The following is a 17,486-nucleotide window of genomic DNA, read 5'->3' as shown; positions in this document are numbered from 1 at the left end:
CTGGGGAGCCCTTTGCATTTGCAGCGGTGCGAGCCTTGCGGCCCGCAACATCATGCGCCATCACGCGCAAGCGCCTACGTTCAATGCACGATGCGTTCGAACACGAGCTTGCCGTCCTGCACATCGACCGGAATCACGTCCTTCGGCCCGAACCTGCCCGCGAGGATCAGCTTGGCGACCGGATTTTCGATCTCCTGCTGGATCGCACGCTTGAGCGGGCGCGCGCCGAACAGCGGGTCGTAGCCGACATCGGCGATCTTGCCGAGCGCTTCGTCCGACACCACGAGTTCCATGTCGAGCTTTTCCAGACGCTCGCGCAGGCGCTGCAACTGGATCTTCGCGATCGACTCGATGTTCTCCTTGCCGAGTGCATGGAACACGACGACTTCGTCGATACGGTTGAGGAACTCGGGGCGGAACTGCAGCTTCACTTCGTTCCACACCGCTTCCTTGACCGCTTCCTGCGGCTCGCCCGCCATCGACTGGATCAGGTGCGAACCCAGGTTCGACGTCATCACGATCACTGTGTTCTTGAAGTCGACCGTGCGGCCCTGGCCATCGGTCATGCGACCGTCGTCGAGCACTTGCAGCAGCACGTTGAACACGTCCGGGTGCGCCTTTTCGACTTCGTCGAGCAGGATCACGCTATACGGCTTGCGGCGCACGGCCTCGGTCAGGTAGCCGCCTTCCTCGTAGCCGACGTAGCCCGGCGGCGCGCCGATCAGGCGCGCGACGCTGTGCTTCTCCATGAACTCGCTCATGTCGATGCGGATGAGATGATCCTCCGAATCGAACAGGAAACCCGCAAGCGCCTTGCACAACTCGGTCTTGCCCACGCCCGTCGGCCCGAGGAACAGGAACGAACCGTACGGCCTGTTCGGATCCGCGAGACCAGCGCGCGAGCGGCGGATCGCATCGGCCACGGCAGTGATCGCTTCATCCTGGCCGACCACGCGCTCATGCAGCTTGTCTTCGATCAGCAGCAGCTTTTCGCGCTCGCCCTGCATCATGCGCGAGACGGGAATGCCGGTCGAACGCGAGACCACTTCCGCGATTTCCTCGGCGCCCACCTGGGTGCGCAAGAGACGATGGCGCGTCGGGTTGCTCTGCTCGCTCGCTTCGGCCTGCGCGACCTGCTTGAGTTGCGATTCCAGTTGCGGCAGCTTGCCGTACTGGAGTTCCGCGACCTTTTCGAGCTTGCCTTCGCGCTGGAATTTCGTGATCTCGGCGCGCACGCGGTCGATCTCTTCCTTGATCTGCGCGCTGCCCTGCACGGCGGCCTTTTCCGCAGTCCAGATCTCTTCGAGATCCTTATATTCGAGGCTCAGGCGATCGATTTCTTCCTCGATCAGCTGCAGACGCTTTTGCGAGGCTTCGTCCTTTTCCTTCTTGACGGCTTCGCGCTCGATCTTCAGCTGGATCAGGCGGCGATCGAGCTTGTCCATCTCTTCGGGCTTCGAATCAATTTCCATCTTGATCTTCGAAGCCGCTTCGTCGATCAGGTCGATGGCCTTGTCCGGCAGGAAGCGATCCGTGATGTAGCGATGCGACAGCTCGGCCGCCGCGACGATCGCCGGGTCGGTGATTTCCACGCCGTGGTGCAGTTCGTACTTTTCCTGCAGACCGCGCAGGATCGCGATGGTCGCCTCGACCGACGGCTCGTCGACGAGCACCTTCTGGAAGCGGCGCTCCAGCGCGGCGTCCTTTTCGATGTACTTGCGATATTCGTCGAGCGTGGTCGCGCCGATGCAATGCAGCTCGCCGCGCGAAAGCGCCGGCTTGAGCATGTTGCCCGCATCCATCGCGCCTTCGGCCTTGCCCGCGCCCACCATCGTGTGGATTTCGTCGATGAAGACGATGGTCTGGCCTTCGTCCTTGGCGATGTCGTTGAGCACGGACTTCAGGCGCTCTTCGAACTCGCCGCGATACTTCGCGCCGGCCAGCAGCGCCGCCATGTCGAGCGACAGCACGCGCTTGCCCTTGAGCGTTTCCGGCACTTCGCCGTTGACGATGCGCTGCGCGAGACCTTCGACGATGGCCGTCTTGCCCACGCCCGGCTCGCCGATCAGCACCGGGTTGTTCTTGGTGCGGCGTTGCAGGATCTGGATCGAGCGGCGGATTTCGTCGTCGCGCCCGATCACGGGATCGAGCTTGCCGGCACGGGCGCGCTCGGTCAGGTCGACCGTGTACTTCTTGAGCGCTTCGCGCTGGCTTTCGGCGTCCTGGCTATGCACCTGTGCGCCGCCACGGACGGCGACGATCGCCGATTCAAGCGCCTTGCGCGTCAAGCCGTTCTTGCGCGCGATCTGGCCGGCGTCACCCTTGTCGTCGGCGACCGCCAGCAGGAACATCTCGCTCGCAATGTAGGTGTCGTTGAGCTTTTGCGCTTCCTTGTCGGCCTGGTTGAGCAGGCCCGTGAGCTCGCGGCCGACCTGGACGTTGCCGTCGGTGCCCTGCACCTGCGGCAAACGGTTGATCGCGTCGTTCAGCGAGTTCTGCAGCGCCTGAACCTGCACGCCTGCACGCGACATCAGCGAGCGTGCGGAGCCGTCCTGTTGCGCGACGAGCGCCGCCAGCAGGTGAACCGGTTCGATGTATTGATTATCGTGGCCGACAGCGAGACTTTGCGCGTCGGCGAGTGCTTCCTGAAACTTGGTGGTGAGTTTGTCGATTCTCATTTAAAGCGAGACCTCCAGTATTCTTGACTGTCATCAAATCTAAGGGGTCATGCGCCATTTTCAAGCGCCGATCACGTCATTTTTTCCGATTTTTACGCCAGGCGCGCGCAGGCCCGCCAGCCGCGCGGCAGACTGCCGCAATGGCGCGGGAAAACCGCAGAAGAGCGTCCTGTTGGCGCGCGTGCGCTCAATGCTCGCGCGATGGCGCGCGGCGCGCAACGGTTCCGGTGGCGTTCGGCACGAACTGGACAGGCGCGAGGCCAAGCAGGCCGCTCAGGTCGCTCGCCGGCTGGGCGATTTCGCCGATGGTATGACGATCGAGTTCGGCAAGAAACGCATCGCGCGCGGCCGCCAGCGCGTGCTTGAGACGGCATTGCGGCTCTATGACGCACTGACGGCGCTCGCCCTGCTCATCCGGAAAGCAGCCGACCAGTGCAAAGTCGTTCTCGGTCTGACGCACTACTGCGCCGACGCTCAGCGTCTGCGACTCCGGCGCGAGCCGCAGGCCGCCATTGCGCCCGCGCACGGTATCGACCCAGCCCAGCTCGCCCAGACGCTGTACCACCTTCATCAGATGGTTCTTCGAGATGCCGTAAGCGTCCGAGATTTCCTGAATCGTCGAAAGGCCGTCGCGGCGCAACGCGAGATACAGCATCACGCGCAGCGAATAGTCGGTGTAATCGGTCAGTCTCATGGCGACAGGGTTCTGGACAGGGGTACTGAATACTGAAAGGTGAAGCCGTACATTAACATGCAAGCGACATGCACGTTTTAGCCTGGCCGGGTATCATGATTCGCTCACCGCTTCATTGCGGCTTCATTGCCGCTTCATTGCCGCTTCTGCTCAGGTTCCACCATGAATCCCCCCAACGCTGGCGCCGGGCGCGTCCGTCATCCCGATCCGACCGAAGACAACATCCGCGAACTGGTCTACGCGTTCTACGACCGCGTGCGTGCCGATGCGCTGCTGGGCCCGGTCTTCGACGGCGCGCTGGCCGGACGCTGGGACGAACATCTGCCGAAGATGTGCCGCTTCTGGTCGAGCCTCGTGCTCGGCAGCAAGTCGTATCGCGGCAATGTGCAGCAGGCGCACGAGCCCGTTGCCGGTGTCGAACCCAAGCACTTCAGCCACTGGCTCTATCTGTTTCTCGACACCGTCCAGGCGCATTACGAACCCGCTGCGGCTGTGCAATTCATGGAGCCCGCGCTGCGCATCGCGCAAAGTCTGCAATTGAGCAAATTCGGCTGGGATTACACCATTCCGCCTGAACAACAGGCATTGCTCGATGCGGTCGCGCCGCGGCGTCGTCCCGCGGGCCACGGCCACGATCTGCCTGAACGCCGTGCTGGTGAACCGTTTCCGGCCAAAATCATCGGCCGGACGATGGACGAGGACGAAGCTGCCTGAGTTCGACGGGCCACCTGAGCACTTGTGGCCTCGAAAAATCGGCGGTTAGTTGCAATAAAAGAGTAATCCGCCCCCGTTTTATGCGCATAAGGTCGATCGCCTGAGCGCTTCCCCTATTTCCCTCGTTTCCCGTCATTCGAACTCGTTCTACAGATTCCCCTGAGGCGGATTCGTAAAATTTCTTCATCGCTCGTTGGGCTACGCGGCGCGATGACCTGACATTCGATACTCGATACTCTCTTCCCGCCACACGCCCGCGCCTCTCTGTTTCTAACCGCGAGACTCAAAAGTGACCGCTTTCCATTCACTCCTCGCGCGCGGGCAAGACATTTCCCTGGCGGCGCAACGGCCGCTCAAACGCAAGACGCTTTCCGGCGTGGCTGCCCTGCTGGCTTTGTGCGCGACCACGACGTTCGTGCCTGGCGCGCAAGCTGCCGTTTCGACGGCGTCAAGCTACGGCCCGGCCGTCGTCCGCGCCCCGTTTGCCGATGAAATGACTTTGCCGGGCGCGTTGCCCGCAACGACCTTCGATGGTGTCTGGCCGTCCCTGCGCGACGTCGATGGCGTCTTTGCCCAACCCCTCGCCGCGGGCGCCGATATCGTGCCGTTCGCCATGCACGCGCCTGGCACGATTTGCTCGCGTCTTGCGTCGATGTGCCTGCCGCTCGCCGATGTTGAACCGCCCGCCGGGTCGAGCGCCCATTCGAGCGCCCATCAATGGTCGGGTCACGTGATTACGCTAGAAGCGCCGGACACCGGCGGTTTTGGGCTACCCGAGCCCGCGCCTCAGTCGGCGGCCGGTTCGATCGATACGACCTTGCGCGAATCGATCGCGCAATCCGGCCTGCCCGCCAGCGTCGCCGCACAGATCGCGACCTTGTTCGCGGGGCATGTGGATGTCGACGCCCAGGCGCAACCCGGCGACACCTTCCGCGTCATGCTGGATCTCGCCGAAGACCTGAACGCGCCGCGCGTCGCCTCTGTCGAGTTGCACTGGCAAGGCCAAACGTACGACGCGCTGTGGTTCGTTGCGCCCGGCTCCGCACAGGGTGCGTACTACACGCTCGATGGCGCGCTGCTCGCCGGGCGGCCCTTCGCCATGCCATTGAACTATCGCCGCGTGAGCTCGCCATTCGGCATGCGCACGCATCCGGTGTTTGGCGAGCCGCGTTTCCATGAGGGCGTCGATCTGACCGCGCCCGTCGGCACGCCGATTTACGCTGCGGCCCAAGGCACGCTCGAACTGGCTGCGAGCGGGCGCGGCTACGGCAAGCTGGTCGTGCTGCGTCACGACGACGGCTATTCGACCCGCTACGCCCATCTGGCGTCCTGGGCAAAGGGCCTGCGATACGGCCAGCGTGTCGAGCAGGGTCAGGTGATCGGTTATGTTGGCCGCACCGGCACTACGACCGGGCCGCACCTGCATTTCGAGGTGCGCCGCAACGATCAGCCGGTCGATCCGCTCACGCTGACGTCGCTCGCCTTTGTTGCGCCGCTCAGCGGGGCGGCGAGGCTGGCGTTTGACGCACAAGTCGAAGCCACCCGCACGCGCCTCGCAGCATTGCCGCAACCCGCCGAACGGACGGCGTCGATCATGACGCCAGGGCGCATCGGCTAATCGGTGAATGAGTGAGAAGCGGCGCGGCGATCCTCACAACAGCTTGCGATCGACCTTAGGCACCTCGGGCGCAATTGCCAGCAGGCGTTCGGCCTGTCTATCGATGAAACGCGCGACGCTCTCCAGCAACGCGCGCTCGTCGCCCACGTATAGCTCGCTGCGCGCAAGCCCTGGCGCAAGCGAGCGCGCCGCCTGCGCCATGCGGACGATCTCGCGCGCCAGATAACGCGGCTGTACGCCGGTACGCTGCGCAAAGCTTGCCAGTTCGAACGGCGTGATCTCTTCGAGGCGAAAGGCATCGCCATAACTCATCGCCATCTCCTGCTCCACCATCTCGCCATACGCGTTCACGCTGACCAGGTCGTAAAGCGGCGCCGGCGCCAGCCCGCCGCGCTGCATGAAGAACGACAGGTTCTTGCCATGCGCGTCGCTATTGCCGATCAGCAACTGGAAGACCGCCCAGCGGGTCATGAAGGTGCGGGCCACGGCGGGCGTGACGAAATGCGGCGCGAGCGAGAAAAGCTTCGCGAAACTCACGCCTTCGCGGATCGAGCGCACATCCTTGGTATTGCCGAAGTTGCGCTCGTACTTGAACGACACCGGCAGGTCGAGCGCCTGGCAGCCGTCGATCACGTGGAGTCGCCGCACCGCGTCCACCCGCCCGGGATCGCCCTGGGCGCGCGTGACATGACGGTCGAAGCGCTCGATCAGCAGAATCGGCTCCGGAACGCGGCGCAGCGTGACCGGCGCGGCGGGCAGCCCCATCTGCGCCGCCAGCGTCATGCAGAAGTGCTCGTTGGCGACCATGAACGGCGTGCCGGGATTGCGCGACTCGGGCTTCAGGATGTGCGTCGAGCTGAGCGCGCCGCCGTCGACCAGCGACATTTGCCGCCCCTCCAGCAGCACCTGCAACTTGTCCTGATAGCCTGCCACCGAAAGCCGTACACGCCTGTCCCAGACCGGGAACGGGATCGTGTCGCGATCGCGGATGCGTTCAGTCAGTTCTTCCTCGCCGACGATGCGACGGGTTTCCGCGCCGGACTCCTGCCGCTGATCCGCCAGCGGTGCGTCGTCAGAGGCAAGAAAACTCAACGCGCCGACCGGCTCCCTGCCGAGCATGCGAATCAGCCCGTAGATGTTGTCCTTCGAGATCTGATAGACGATCGACGCCACGTCGAGCGCGCGCCCTTCCGGCAGCAGGTTGCCGATAAAGCGCTGCAGCGTGCCCGTCGGCGGCATTTCACCATTGAGCCCAATATGCGGCGAGAGCGGGAACGCGTCGCGGCGGCCGCGCCAGTCGTCGGCGTAGCGGAAATCATAGCGATCTTCGCGCGGCTCGAAGCCGAGCGAGCCGACTGCTTCGCCGTGCGTGGAGACGTTCAGGAAATGACGCATCAGCGGCGCTCCGTGGTGGGATCGTCCGCCTTGTGCGACTCCAGCCGATCCAGCACCTCCGAGGCGTCGGCGCGCGGCAGCACGAGAAGGCTCAGGCCCAGCCCGTCGAGGATCAGGAAAAGTTTGTCGAGGCCAATCGGGCGGCCGTTCTCCAGCCGCGACAGCACGTCTTTCGAGACGCCGATCTGGTCGGCGGCGTCATCGATGCGCAGCGCACTCTGCGCGCGCCGGTTGCGCACGAGACGGCCGAGCGCCGCCAGCGTGGGCGCACCGGGCGCAAGTTCGACAGGTTGTGGGAGAACGCGAGCCATAGTTCCGATATTCCAGGATTAACCGCAGGATAGACGGGTTGCAGACGCATAATTCCGTATATATCAGAATTATGCGCCGAAACGCCGCCCCGCACCCATTAAACCTTAAATATCGGAACTATTGATTGAGATACCACAGAACCGTCGATAATTCCGCAATACCGGAACTATCGACCAAGGGGATGAGATTCAAGCCTCGTTAGCGGCATTCCCGGATTTCACGCCCCAGCGCGCGAGCGCCGCATCATCGCTGGTGCGCGCGTCGACCCAGCGCGCGCCGTGTTCGGTTTCTTCCTTCTTCCAGAACGGCGCTTCAGTCTTGAGGTAGTCCATCACGAACTCGCACGACGCAAACGCATCGCCGCGATGCTTCGAGGTGGTCGCCACCAGCACGATCTGGTCGAGCAGCGCGAGCTTGCCCACCCGATGAACGATCAACACGTCGATGCCGGGCCAGCGTTGCTGCGCCTGCGTCACGATCGCTTCGAGCGCCTTTTCCGTCATGCCTGGATAGTGTTCGAGCTCCATGCCCGCGACGCTGCTGCCGTCGTTGAGATCGCGCACGGTGCCGACGAAGCACGCCACTGCGCCAATCGACGGGTTATGCGCGCGTAGTTGCGCGACCTCGGTGCTCAGGTCGAAATCTTCGGTCTGGACGCGTACTGGCATGATGATGTTCCTCCTCGTTGCGGCGCGGGATCAGCCGCCCGTGACCGGCGGGAAGAACGCCACTTCGCAGCCTTCGGTGATGCGCGTGGTCGGCTCGGTCATGACGTGGTTGCAGGCCATGCGCAGCGCGCGGCCTTCCGCCAGCGTGTCGGCCCAGACGCCGCCGCGCGCACGCAGCCAGCCGCGCACGTCGCCCACTGTGACGATGCTGTCGGGCAGCGTGGCCGTTTCATCGGCGACGCCCAGTGCTTCGCGTACGCTCGCAAAAAATTTCAGTTGAATCTTCATCGCTAAAACCTGGAGTGGCCTGGTGCCTGGTGCCTAGTGCAGCAACTTAGTACAGCAATTCGGTGAACGGGATGAAACGCACGGTCTCGCCCGCGCTGATCGCGTGATTGGGCGGATTGTCGATGATGCCGTCGCCCCAGACGGTCGACGTCAGCACCGCCGAGCTCTGGTTCGAGAACAGATCGAGGCCGCCAGCCGGATTCACGCGCGCGCGCAGGAACTCGTTGCGGCGGTCGGCCTTGCTCTGGCTGAAGTCGGCACGCAGCGAGAGTGCGCGCGGGCTGACGTGCGCCACGCCCGCGAGGCGCATCAGGAACGGCCGCACGAACAGCAGGAAGGTCACGAAGCTCGACACCGGATTGCCCGGCAAGCCGATGAAAAACGCCTCGCCTTGCGCATTTGAACCCTGAGGGCGACGTACCGCGCCAAAAGCCAGCGGCTTGCCCGGCTTCATCGCGATCTGCCACATGTCGATGCGGCCTTCGGCTTCCACGGCGGGCTTGACATGATCCTCCTCGCCCACCGATACACCGCCAGACGTCAGGATCAGGTCGTGGGTCGCGGCCGCGTCGCGCAGCGTCTCGCGCGTGACGTCGAGCCGGTCGGGCACGATGCCGTAATCGGTGACCTCGCAGCCGAGGTTGCGCAGCAGCCCCGTCAGCGTGAAGCGGTTCGAGTTGTAGATCGCGCCGGGCTTGAGCGGCTCGCCCGGCATGGTCAGTTCGTCGCCGGTGAAGAACACGGCCACTTTCACGCGGCGCGTGACCGTGAGCGTCGCGCAACCAACCGAGGCCGCCAGGCCCAGCGCCGCAGGCGAGAGCCGCGTGCCGACCGGCAGGATCACCGAATCCTTCTTGATATCCGCCCCTTGCGCCGTGATCCATTCGCCCGCTTTCGGGTTATGCAGGATCGTCACTTCGCCGTCGGCGCTTTCCGTCTGCTCCTGCATGACCACGGCATCCGCGCCGGGTGGCACCGATGCGCCCGTGAAAATGCGCGCCGCCGTGCCCGCCGCGAGCGGCTGCGGGGCGTGACCCGCCGGGATGCGCTGCGAGACCGGCAAGCGTCGGCTGCCCTGGGCGAGATCGGCCACGCGCACGGCGTAGCCGTCCATCGCGCTCGTGTTCATGGGCGGCACGTCGAGCGGCGACACGACTTCGGTGGCCAGCACGCGGTTGAGCGCGTCGAAGGTCGACAGCGTCTCGGTTTGCGCGAGCGGTTGCGCGGCGGCCAGCAGGGTCGCCAGGGCGTCAGCGGTCGAAATCATCGGCGCGCGGGGAGCCGGTGCGGCGGAGGGAGTATTGGGCGTGGACATGTGTGGGGAGGGTGGCCAGGCGCGCGACGGTGTTGAGACATTGCAACACCGAGGGGCCCGTGCCATCGACAGTGATGGTCTGCCGATATTGTAGCGGCGGGGACGCAGCGTTGCGCCGCGTCCCCTTATGTCGTGCATCGCAACCGCCCCTCTCCCCCGGCCCCTCTCCCCCAGGAGAGGGGAGCAAGGCCTCCCTCTCCCTTTGGGAGAGGGTTGGGGAGAGGGCTAACAGCGCTGCTTACAGCCCCGTATGACCCGCGATGAAGTCCTTCACACGCTGCGCATCGGCCGGCATGACTTCGAAGCGCTGCGGCAGCGCCTCCAGGCCTTCGAACGCCGCCGGACGCTCCGGCTCACGCGCAAGCGCCTCGCGAATCGTCTCGCCGAACTTCACCGGCTGCGCCGTCTCCAGCACGATCATTGGCACGCCCGGTTGCAGGTGCTCACGCGCCACCTTCACGCCGTCGGCCGTGTGGGTGTCGATCATCGTCTTGTAGCGCGTATAAACGTCGCGAATCGTGGCGATACGGTCGTCGTGGCTGCTGCGTCCCGACACGAAACCGAATTGCTGCACGCGCACGAAGTCGCCGCTCGCCGCCAGGTCGAAACCGCCCTTTTCTTCCACGTCGCGGAACAGCTGCGTCACGCGCGCCGGATCGCGGCCCAGTAGATCGTAGACGAAGCGCTCGAAGTTCGACGCCTTCGAGATGTCCATGCTCGGGCTGGTCGTGTGATACGTCTCAGCCGAAGCGCGCACGCGATAGATACCCGTGCGGAAGAACTCGTCGAGCACGTCGTTCTCGTTGGTCGCGACCACGAGCTTTTCGATCGGCAAGCCCATCATGCGCGCGATATGGCCCGCGCAGACATTGCCGAAGTTGCCCGAAGGCACCGTGAACGACACGCGCTCGTCGTCGCTCTTCGTCGCGGCGAAGTAGCCAGCGAAGTAGTACACGACCTGCGCCACCACACGCGCCCAGTTGATCGAGTTGACCGTGCCGATCTTCTGCTGCGCCTTGTACGCGTGGTCGTTCGAGACGGCCTTGACGATGTCCTGGCAGTCGTCGAACACGCCTTCCACGGCCAGGTTGAAGATGTTCGGGTCTTGCAGGCTGAACATCTGCGCCGTCTGGAACGCGCTCATCTTCTTGTGCGGCGAGAGCATGAACACGCGCACGCCCTTCTTGCCGCGCATCGCGTATTCGGCGGCGCTGCCAGTGTCGCCCGAGGTCGCACCCAGAATGTTCAGCTGCTGGCCAGCCTTCGCAAGCGCGTACTCGAACAGGTTGCCGAGCAGCTGCATCGCCATGTCCTTGAACGCGAGCGTCGGGCCGTTCGAGAGTTCGAGCAGCGAGAGCGTCGCGCCGTTTTCCTCGCCGAGCGTGGTCAGCGGCGTGATCTTGCTGGCGTCCTCGCCGTGGCGCACGTTGCAGTACGTCTGCGCGGTGTAGGTGCGGCGCGTGATGTCGCGCAGGTCGTCGGCGGGAATGTCGCCGGCGAACTTCGAGAGGATCTCGAACGCGAGATCCGCGTACGACAGGCCGCGCCAGCGCGCGAGCTCGTCCGCGCCGATCTGCGGATAGTCGGCCGGCAGATAAAGGCCGCCGTCGCGCGCGAGACCGCCCAGCAGGATGTCCGAAAACGAATGATGCTCGCCGGCACCCGCGCCGCGCGTAGATACGTAATTCATTGCCTTGCCCTTGTCTTTCGACACCTGATTAGTTCAGTCCTTCCATGCGCAGCTTCGTCACCGACGACTTCACCGTCGCCAGTTTTTCGATCTGCGCAATGGCCGCGTTCACGTTCTTTTCGAGCGTTTCGTGCGTGATCAGGATGATGTCGGTTTCCGCCTTGCCCTGCGCGTCCACTTCTTCCGATTCCTTTTGCAGCAGCGCATCGATGGAAATGCCGCTGTCCGCGAGGATGCGCGTGATGTCGGCCATCACGCCGGTCTGGTCGGCCACGCGCAGGCGCAGGTAGTAGCCGCTCGTGACTTCGTCGATCGGCAGGATCGGCGTGTTCGACAGGCTGTCCGGCTGGAACGCCAGATGCGGCACGCGGTGTTCCGGATCGGCCGTATGCAGGCGCGTCACGTCGACGAGGTCGGCCACGACTGCCGAGGCGGTGGGCTCCGCGCCCGCGCCCTTGCCGTAGTACAGCGTCGTGCCGACGGCGTCGCCGTGCACCACGACTGCGTTCATCGCGCCTTCCACGTTGGCGAGCAGGCGCTTGGCCGGGATCAGCGTCGGGTGCGTGCGCAGCTCGATGCCCTTGTCCGTGCGGCGCGCAATGCCGAGCAGCTTGATGCGGTAGCCCAGTTCCTCTGCGTACTTGATGTCGATGGCGTCGAGCTTGCTGATGCCTTCGACGTAGGCCTTGTCGAACTGCACCGGCACGCCGAACGCGATCGCGCTCATGATCGTGGCCTTGTGCGCGGCGTCGACACCTTCGATGTCGAAGGTCGGGTCGGCTTCGGCGTAACCCAGTTCCTGCGCGGCCTTCAGTGCGGTCGCGAAGTCGAGGCCGCGCTCACGCATTTCCGACAGGATGTAGTTCGTGGTGCCGTTGATGATGCCGGCGATGTACTGGATGCGGTTGGCCGTCAGGCCTTCGCGCAGCGCCTTGATGATGGGAATGCCACCCGCCACCGCGGCTTCGAACGCAACCATCACGCCCTTGGCGCGCGCCGCCTGGAAGATCTCCGTGCCGTGGACCGCCAGCAGCGCCTTGTTCGCGGTGACGACGTGCTTGCCGTTGCCGATCGCGCGCAGCACGAGATCCCTGGCGAGCGTCGTGCCGCCGATCATTTCGGCGACGATCGAAATGGACGGATCGTCGACCACGGCGTTGAAGTCGGTCGTCAGCTCGACGCTGCCCGCTTCAGTGCCGAGCGCCGCTGTTGCCTTGGCCGGATTGCGCACGGCAATGCGCGCGATCTCGATGCCGCGGCCCGCGCGACGTTTGATTTCTTCCTGGTTGCGGCGCAGTACCGTGAAGGTGCCGCTGCCTACCGTGCCGAAGCCCAAGAGACCTACTTTGATCGGATCCATGCAGCGTGTGTTCGTCTAAGAGTGTGAAAAGGAAATTCGTTTGGGGTACGCGCTCGCGAGCCTTACGTACCGTGGCGCTGGCGATAGCCGTCGAGGAAGCGCGCGATCCGGTTGATCGAATCGGTCAGGTCGTCGACGTTCGGCAGGAACACCACGCGGAAGTGATCCGGCTGCTTCCAGTTGAAGCCCGTGCCCTGCACCAGCAGCACACGCTCCTGCAGCAGCAGGTCGAGGATGAACTGCTGGTCGTCCTGGATCGGATAGATCTTCGGATCGAGGCGCGGGAACATGTAGAGCGCCGCCTCGGGCTTCACGCAGGTCACGCCCGGAATCGCCGTGAGCATGTTGTAGGCCAGGTCGCGCTGGCGATACAGGCGCCCGCCCGGCTGGATCAGCTCGTTGATGCTCTGGTAGCCGCCCAGCGCCGTCTGGATCGCGTACTGGCCGGGCACGTTCGCGCACAGGCGCATCGACGCCAGAATGCCCAGCCCTTCGGTGTAGTCCTTCGAGCGGCGGCGGTTCTCGCCCGTCATGCCCGAGAGGAACATCCAGCCCGCGCGGTAGCCGCACGCCCGGTAGCTCTTCGACAGGCTGTTGAACGTCACGGTGAGGACGTCCTCGGACAGCGAGCCGAGCGCCGTGTGCGTCTTGCCGTCATAGACGATCTTGTCGTAGACCTCGTCGGCGAAGATGATCAGGCCGTGCTCGCGCGCGATCTCGATCAGGCCCCGCAACAGGTCGTCCGAGTACAGCGCGCCGGTCGGATTGTTCGGGTTGATGACCACCAGCGCGCGCGTGTTCGGCGTGATTTTCGCGCGGATATCGTCGAGATCGGGCATCCACGCGTTCGATTCGTCGCAGATGTAGTGCACGGGCGTGCCGCCCGAGAGGCTCACCGCCGCCGTCCAGAGCGGATAATCGGGCGCGGGCAGCAGCACTTCGTCGCCGTCGTTCAGGAGGCCCTGCATGGCCATTACGATCAGCTCGGACGCGCCGTTGCCGATGTAGATGTCGTCGAGTTCGACGCCTTTAATGCCCTTTTGCTGCGCGTAATGCATGATCGCCTTGCGCGCGGCGAACACGCCCTTCGAGTCCGAATAGCCCGAGGAGCCCGGCAGATTCAGGATCATGTCCTGGATCACTTCGTCGGGTGCGTCGAAACCGAACGGCGCGAGGTTGCCGATGTTCAGCTTGATGATGCGGTGGCCTTCTTCTTCGAGGCGCTTGGCATGCTCGAGCACCGGCCCGCGGATGTCGTAGCAGACGTTCTGCAGCTTGTTGGATTTGAGGATCGGTTTCACGGCGGGCGGTCGGTTTAAAAGCCTGGTACGGGCTGAAACGGGGTTGATCGGATGGGCGAGCGGCCCGGGACGCCAGGCGCTGCGGATTGCGGCGCGTGGGCGGCAGCACAGGTGACAAAAACTGCACTTGCCCGAACGCGGATAAGGCCAGCCTGCAGCTTGTGGCTGCGTCGCCAGGAAAGGGATGATCCGGCGCATGGCGTGAAGCGGACGCTGCAGGGGCTGCCGCTCGTGGTGACACTGGAACCGGCACGAGATGCGTGCCTGCGTCGGTGCGGCCACCAAAAAGCTATAATTTAGCGGATTTTGGCCGACTTCCGCAATGCGCAAGAAGCCGCGCCGGCCCGCCAGCGGCGGGCGCGACGGAAATGGGGCGCGAATCGTGTGCAAGCTATTGCGCCTTCCCGCCAGCCTTTCTCCGCGCGACCGCCCTGCCTGCGAACTTCCGGAAATCCGTTTTGAAATTACATCAGGACTCCAGCGCCGCTCTCAATACCGTCACCGGTTACGGCGCCGACTACGTCGAAATCAACCTCGAACGCCACAACGGCAGCATTCTCGTGATGCCGGAAGACCCGGTCATCCCGTGGCCGGTGAGCGCCTTCGACGCCCTCACGCCCGAACTCTTCGACATGCTGCTGCCGCTCAAGCCGGAAGTGGTGGTGTTCGGCAGCGGCTCGCGCCTGCGCTTTCCGCACCCGCGCCTGACCGCGGCGCTCGCCGCGAAGCGTATCGGTGTGGAGGCGATGGACTTCAAGGCCGCCTGCCGCACCTACAACATCCTGATGGCCGAAGGCCGCCGCGTGGCTGCCGCGCTGTTGATCGAAAGCTGATCCAGCCCGCTCAAGCCGCCATTAGAACCCGATCCGGCCCGGCTGACGACGATTAGAAAGCGCGTGAAAGCTTCGTCCCCAGCAAGCGCTTAAGCTCGCCTTCAGGTTGGCCTCGCGCGCCGTAGTACACTTGCGCGCCGCGCGGGCGTCGCGTGCGCCCGCGCAACTCCTGGCCCGGTGCGCCGCACCGCCCGCAAGCCCGCAACGTTGACAAGAACAGGCTGCAATCCATGAACGATACGCCGTCGAGGCTGCCGCTCAACCGTGGCGCGATCCTGCTGCTGATCGTCGCGCTCGCCGTGATCTGGTTCCTTCCGCTTGGCTGGCGCCATCTGCTGCCCAGCGACGAAGGCCGCTACGCCGAAATGGCGCGCGAGATGCTCGCCTCCGGCGACTGGATCACGCCGCGCTATAACGGCTACAAGTATTTCGAGAAGCCCCCGCTGCAAACCTGGATGAACGCGCTGACTTTCGCGTGGTTCGGGATCGGCGAATGGCAGGCGCGTCTCTACACGGCCCTGACGGGTTTCGCGGGCGTGCTGCTGATCGGCTTCACGGGCGCGCGCGTGTTCAACGCCGCCACCGGCTTCTTCGCCGCGCTGGTGCTCGCCTGCGCGCCGTACTGGAACCTGATGGGCCACTTCAACACGCTCGACATGGGCCTGTCGTTCTGGATGGAGCTCACGCTCTGCGCCCTGCTGCTGGCCCAGCGCCCGAACCTGCCCACGCGCGACGCGCGCCTGTGGATGTGGGTCTGCTGGGGCGCAATGGCGCTCGCCGTGCTCTCGAAGGGCCTGGTCGGCCTGATCCTGCCGGGCGCTGTGCTGGTGCTCTACACGCTGGTTGCGCGCGACTGGGCGCTGTGGAAGCGTCTGTACCTCGTAAGCGGCCTGATCGTGTTTTTCGCGATCGTGTCGCCGTGGTTCATCCTCGTGCAGCAGCGCAATCCCGAGTTCTTCAACTTCTTCTTCATCGTCCAGCAGTTCCAGCGCTACCTCACGCCCGCGCAGAACCGCCCCGGCCCGTTCTATTACTTCGTGCCGGTCTTGCTGGTGGGCTTCCTGCCGTGGCTGTCAGTGAGCGTGCAGAGCGTCCGCCACGCGCTGCGCACGCCGCGCCAGCCCAACGGCTTCGCGCCCGTCACGCTGGTGCTGGTGTGGAGCGCATTCATTTTCCTGTTCTTCAGCGCGTCGCATTCGAAGCTGATTTCGTACGTGCTGCCGATCGCCCCGCCGCTCGCGCTCGTCATCGGCCTGTATCTGCCGCTCATGACGCGCAGGCAGTGGACGCGCCACCTGACCGGTTACGTGCTGCTGGCCGTCGCGCTGATGGCGGGCTCCTTCGTGCTCACGCGTCTGGGCGACTCGCGCAACCCGAATGCGCTCTATCGCGAATTCCAGGTGTGGGTGTTCGCTGCCGCTGCCGTCGCTTTTGTCGCGACGATGGTGGGCCTGCGTTTCGCACGCAGCAAGCGCACGCCGGAAGCCGGCGCGCAATCGCCGGCCATCGCATTGGGCGCCGCCTGGCTGCTGCTCGCGACCATCGCGGGCACGGGCCACGACGTGTTCGGCACGCTCAGCTCGGGCGCGCCGCTCGCACCGGCCGTGCGCTCGGCCATCGCGAAGCTGCCGCCCGATACGCCGTTCTACTCGGTGGGCGTGCTCGATCACACCCTGCCGTTCTACGTCCGCCATTCGATGACGATGGTGCAGGTCACCGACGAACTGGCCTTCGGCATCAGCGAAGAGCCGCAAAAATGGGTGCCGACCGTCGCCGAATGGGAGCAGCGCTGGAAGGACGAGCGCTATGCGCTCGCTCTGCTGCCGGTGCAGCGCTATGACGAACTCGCGGCGCAAGGCTTCCCGATGCAGGTCATCGCCCGCGACACGCGCCGCGTCGTCGTCGAGAAGCCCCAGTCCTGAGTGCCGCGCTGAGATCGCCGTACCGTCCAGCAGGGCGACGCGGCGATCGCGCCCTGCACTTGAGCGATAATGCGGGGCGCTTGCGCGGGCGCCACCCGCGCCAGATGGGGTACGCTTATCCGCCCCCAATTCGTGTCACCGAATCAACCAGCCAATAAGATGAACCCGATTTCCCTGATCTGCATTCTTGCCGGTGTCGGCCTGAATGCCTGTGCGCAACTGTTGCTCAAGGCCGGTGTCAATGGCGTTGGACACTTCGAATTCACCCGTGCGAACATCCTGCCCATTGGCTGGAAGCTCGCCACGCAGTTGCCGATCATCGGCGGCCTGACCTGCTATGTATTCAGCGTGGTCGTGTGGATCGTCGGCCTGTCGCGCGTGGACGTCTCGATCGCCTACCCGATGCTCTCGCTCGGCTACGTGGTCAACGCGTTCGCAGCGTGGTATCTGTTCGGCGAAGTGCTGAGCATCCAGCGCCTTGTCGGCATCGGCATCATCCTGATCGGCGTAGTCGTGCTGGCGCGCAGCTAAAGCGCCGCTGACAGCGCGCCGCACTGTGCACCACCCGACGCATCAGCAGTTCAGCAGTTCAGCAGTTCGTAAGGCAGCCTCAGGCATCCTTGCGCCCCGCGCGAATGCCGCCGAAGGCCCAACCGGCTTTCACGCGGCCCTCGCGCAGTTTTCGTCCACCCCAGACG

At 64.5% G+C, this 17,486-nt stretch carries 15 protein-coding genes; 5 read left to right on the top strand and 10 right to left on the bottom strand.

Annotated elements, in window-relative coordinates:
• Window positions 1–80: 80 nt before the first annotated feature.
• The gene (gene clpB / locus BBA01S_RS22135) at window positions 81–2,678 is read right to left on the bottom strand and encodes an ATP-dependent chaperone ClpB (protein WP_027818364.1); all 2,598 of its coding nucleotides are present in this window, start codon (window positions 2,676–2,678) and stop codon (window positions 81–83) included.
• Window positions 2,679–2,865: 187 nt separating this feature from the next.
• A complete protein-coding gene (locus BBA01S_RS22130) occupies window positions 2,866–3,372 on the bottom strand; it encodes an Rrf2 family transcriptional regulator (protein ID WP_027818363.1) in 507 nt (168 codons plus the stop codon).
• 162 nt (window positions 3,373–3,534) lie between these two features.
• Between BBA01S_RS22130 and BBA01S_RS22125 the strand changes: the two genes are divergently transcribed.
• Together BBA01S_RS22125 and BBA01S_RS22120 are read left to right on the top strand one after the other, a co-directional pair.
• Window positions 3,535–4,086 (top strand): group III truncated hemoglobin, encoded by a 552-nt coding sequence (locus BBA01S_RS22125; RefSeq protein ID WP_027818362.1) that lies wholly within the window; start codon window positions 3,535–3,537, stop codon window positions 4,084–4,086.
• Between the two features lie 289 nt (window positions 4,087–4,375).
• Entirely contained in the window at window positions 4,376–5,704 is a 1,329-nt protein-coding gene (locus tag BBA01S_RS22120; RefSeq protein ID WP_027818361.1) for a M23 family metallopeptidase, read from the top strand.
• Window positions 5,705–5,737: 33 nt separating this feature from the next.
• Here BBA01S_RS22120 and BBA01S_RS22115 read toward each other — a convergent pair whose 3' ends face one another.
• The 8 genes from BBA01S_RS22115 to BBA01S_RS22080 all read right to left on the bottom strand — a co-directional run bounded on the left by BBA01S_RS22115 (window position 5,738) and on the right by BBA01S_RS22080 (window position 14,033).
• Window positions 5,738–7,099, bottom strand: a complete 1,362-nt coding sequence (locus BBA01S_RS22115; RefSeq protein WP_027818360.1) for a HipA domain-containing protein — start codon at window positions 7,097–7,099, stop codon at window positions 5,738–5,740.
• The gene (locus tag BBA01S_RS42180; RefSeq protein ID WP_052391830.1) at window positions 7,099–7,410 is read right to left on the bottom strand and encodes a helix-turn-helix domain-containing protein; all 312 of its coding nucleotides are present in this window, start codon (window positions 7,408–7,410) and stop codon (window positions 7,099–7,101) included. The genes BBA01S_RS22115 and BBA01S_RS42180 overlap by 1 nt, the downstream gene beginning before the upstream one ends.
• A 189-nt stretch (window positions 7,411–7,599) precedes the next feature.
• Window positions 7,600–8,079, bottom strand: coding sequence for a molybdenum cofactor biosynthesis protein MoaE (locus tag BBA01S_RS22105; RefSeq protein ID WP_027818359.1), 480 nt, complete (start codon window positions 8,077–8,079; stop codon window positions 7,600–7,602).
• 30 nt (window positions 8,080–8,109) lie between these two features.
• Window positions 8,110–8,367: a molybdopterin converting factor subunit 1 gene (moaD, locus tag BBA01S_RS22100; RefSeq protein WP_027818358.1), complete on the bottom strand. Its 258-nt coding sequence runs from the start codon at window positions 8,365–8,367 to the stop codon at window positions 8,110–8,112.
• Between the two features lie 46 nt (window positions 8,368–8,413).
• Window positions 8,414–9,634: a molybdopterin molybdotransferase MoeA gene (locus BBA01S_RS22095; protein WP_027818357.1), complete on the bottom strand. Its 1,221-nt coding sequence runs from the start codon at window positions 9,632–9,634 to the stop codon at window positions 8,414–8,416.
• A gap of 286 nt (window positions 9,635–9,920) precedes the next feature.
• Window positions 9,921–11,372, bottom strand: a complete 1,452-nt coding sequence (gene thrC, locus BBA01S_RS22090; protein ID WP_027818356.1) for a threonine synthase — start codon at window positions 11,370–11,372, stop codon at window positions 9,921–9,923.
• Window positions 11,373–11,400: 28 nt separating this feature from the next.
• Window positions 11,401–12,732, bottom strand: a complete 1,332-nt coding sequence (locus tag BBA01S_RS22085) for a homoserine dehydrogenase (RefSeq protein WP_027818355.1) — start codon at window positions 12,730–12,732, stop codon at window positions 11,401–11,403.
• A gap of 62 nt (window positions 12,733–12,794) precedes the next feature.
• Window positions 12,795–14,033, bottom strand: a complete 1,239-nt coding sequence (locus BBA01S_RS22080) for a pyridoxal phosphate-dependent aminotransferase (protein WP_027818354.1) — start codon at window positions 14,031–14,033, stop codon at window positions 12,795–12,797.
• Window positions 14,034–14,491: 458 nt separating this feature from the next.
• On the opposite strand from BBA01S_RS22080, the gene BBA01S_RS22075 reads away from it, so the two are divergent.
• From BBA01S_RS22075 to BBA01S_RS22065, 3 genes are all read left to right on the top strand, one after another.
• Complete coding sequence (locus BBA01S_RS22075; RefSeq protein WP_027818353.1) at window positions 14,492–14,866, top strand: Mth938-like domain-containing protein; 375 nt, start codon at window positions 14,492–14,494, stop codon at window positions 14,864–14,866.
• Window positions 14,867–15,096: 230 nt separating this feature from the next.
• Entirely contained in the window at window positions 15,097–16,788 is a 1,692-nt protein-coding gene (locus BBA01S_RS42175; protein WP_042297667.1) for a glycosyltransferase family 39 protein, read from the top strand.
• 159 nt (window positions 16,789–16,947) lie between these two features.
• Window positions 16,948–17,319, top strand: a complete 372-nt coding sequence (locus tag BBA01S_RS22065; RefSeq protein WP_027818352.1) for an SMR family transporter — start codon at window positions 16,948–16,950, stop codon at window positions 17,317–17,319.
• Window positions 17,320–17,486: the final 167 nt, after the last annotated feature.

The organism is Paraburkholderia bannensis NBRC 103871, from assembly GCF_000685015.1.
GTDB lineage: Bacteria > Pseudomonadota > Gammaproteobacteria > Burkholderiales > Burkholderiaceae > Paraburkholderia > Paraburkholderia bannensis.
Note: the sequence above shows the minus strand (reverse complement) of the source record. Positions and strands in the feature narration are given on the sequence as shown.

Bases quoted from the DNA above. Each gene is read 5' to 3' on its own strand.
- BBA01S_RS42175 (WP_042297667.1), top strand. From the start codon at position 15,097: ATGAACGATACGCCGTCGAGGCTGCCGCTCAACCGTGGCGCGATCCTG.
- BBA01S_RS22065 (WP_027818352.1), top strand. From the start codon at position 16,948: ATGAACCCGATTTCCCTGATCTGCATTCTTGCCGGTGTCGGCCTGAAT.
- BBA01S_RS42180 (WP_052391830.1), bottom strand. From the start codon at position 7,410: ATGGCTCGCGTTCTCCCACAACCTGTCGAACTTGCGCCCGGTGCGCCC.
- BBA01S_RS22130 (WP_027818363.1), bottom strand. From the start codon at position 3,372: ATGAGACTGACCGATTACACCGACTATTCGCTGCGCGTGATGCTGTAT.
- BBA01S_RS22095 (WP_027818357.1), bottom strand. From the start codon at position 9,634: ATGATTTCGACCGCTGACGCCCTGGCGACCCTGCTGGCCGCCGCGCAA.
- moaD (WP_027818358.1), bottom strand. From the start codon at position 8,367: ATGAAGATTCAACTGAAATTTTTTGCGAGCGTACGCGAAGCACTGGGC.
- clpB (WP_027818364.1), bottom strand. From the start codon at position 2,678: ATGAGAATCGACAAACTCACCACCAAGTTTCAGGAAGCACTCGCCGAC.
- BBA01S_RS22085 (WP_027818355.1), bottom strand. From the start codon at position 12,732: ATGGATCCGATCAAAGTAGGTCTCTTGGGCTTCGGCACGGTAGGCAGC.
- BBA01S_RS22115 (WP_027818360.1), bottom strand. From the start codon at position 7,099: ATGCGTCATTTCCTGAACGTCTCCACGCACGGCGAAGCAGTCGGCTCG.
- thrC (WP_027818356.1), bottom strand. From the start codon at position 11,372: ATGAATTACGTATCTACGCGCGGCGCGGGTGCCGGCGAGCATCATTCG.
- BBA01S_RS22125 (WP_027818362.1), top strand. From the start codon at position 3,535: ATGAATCCCCCCAACGCTGGCGCCGGGCGCGTCCGTCATCCCGATCCG.
- BBA01S_RS22105 (WP_027818359.1), bottom strand. From the start codon at position 8,079: ATGCCAGTACGCGTCCAGACCGAAGATTTCGACCTGAGCACCGAGGTC.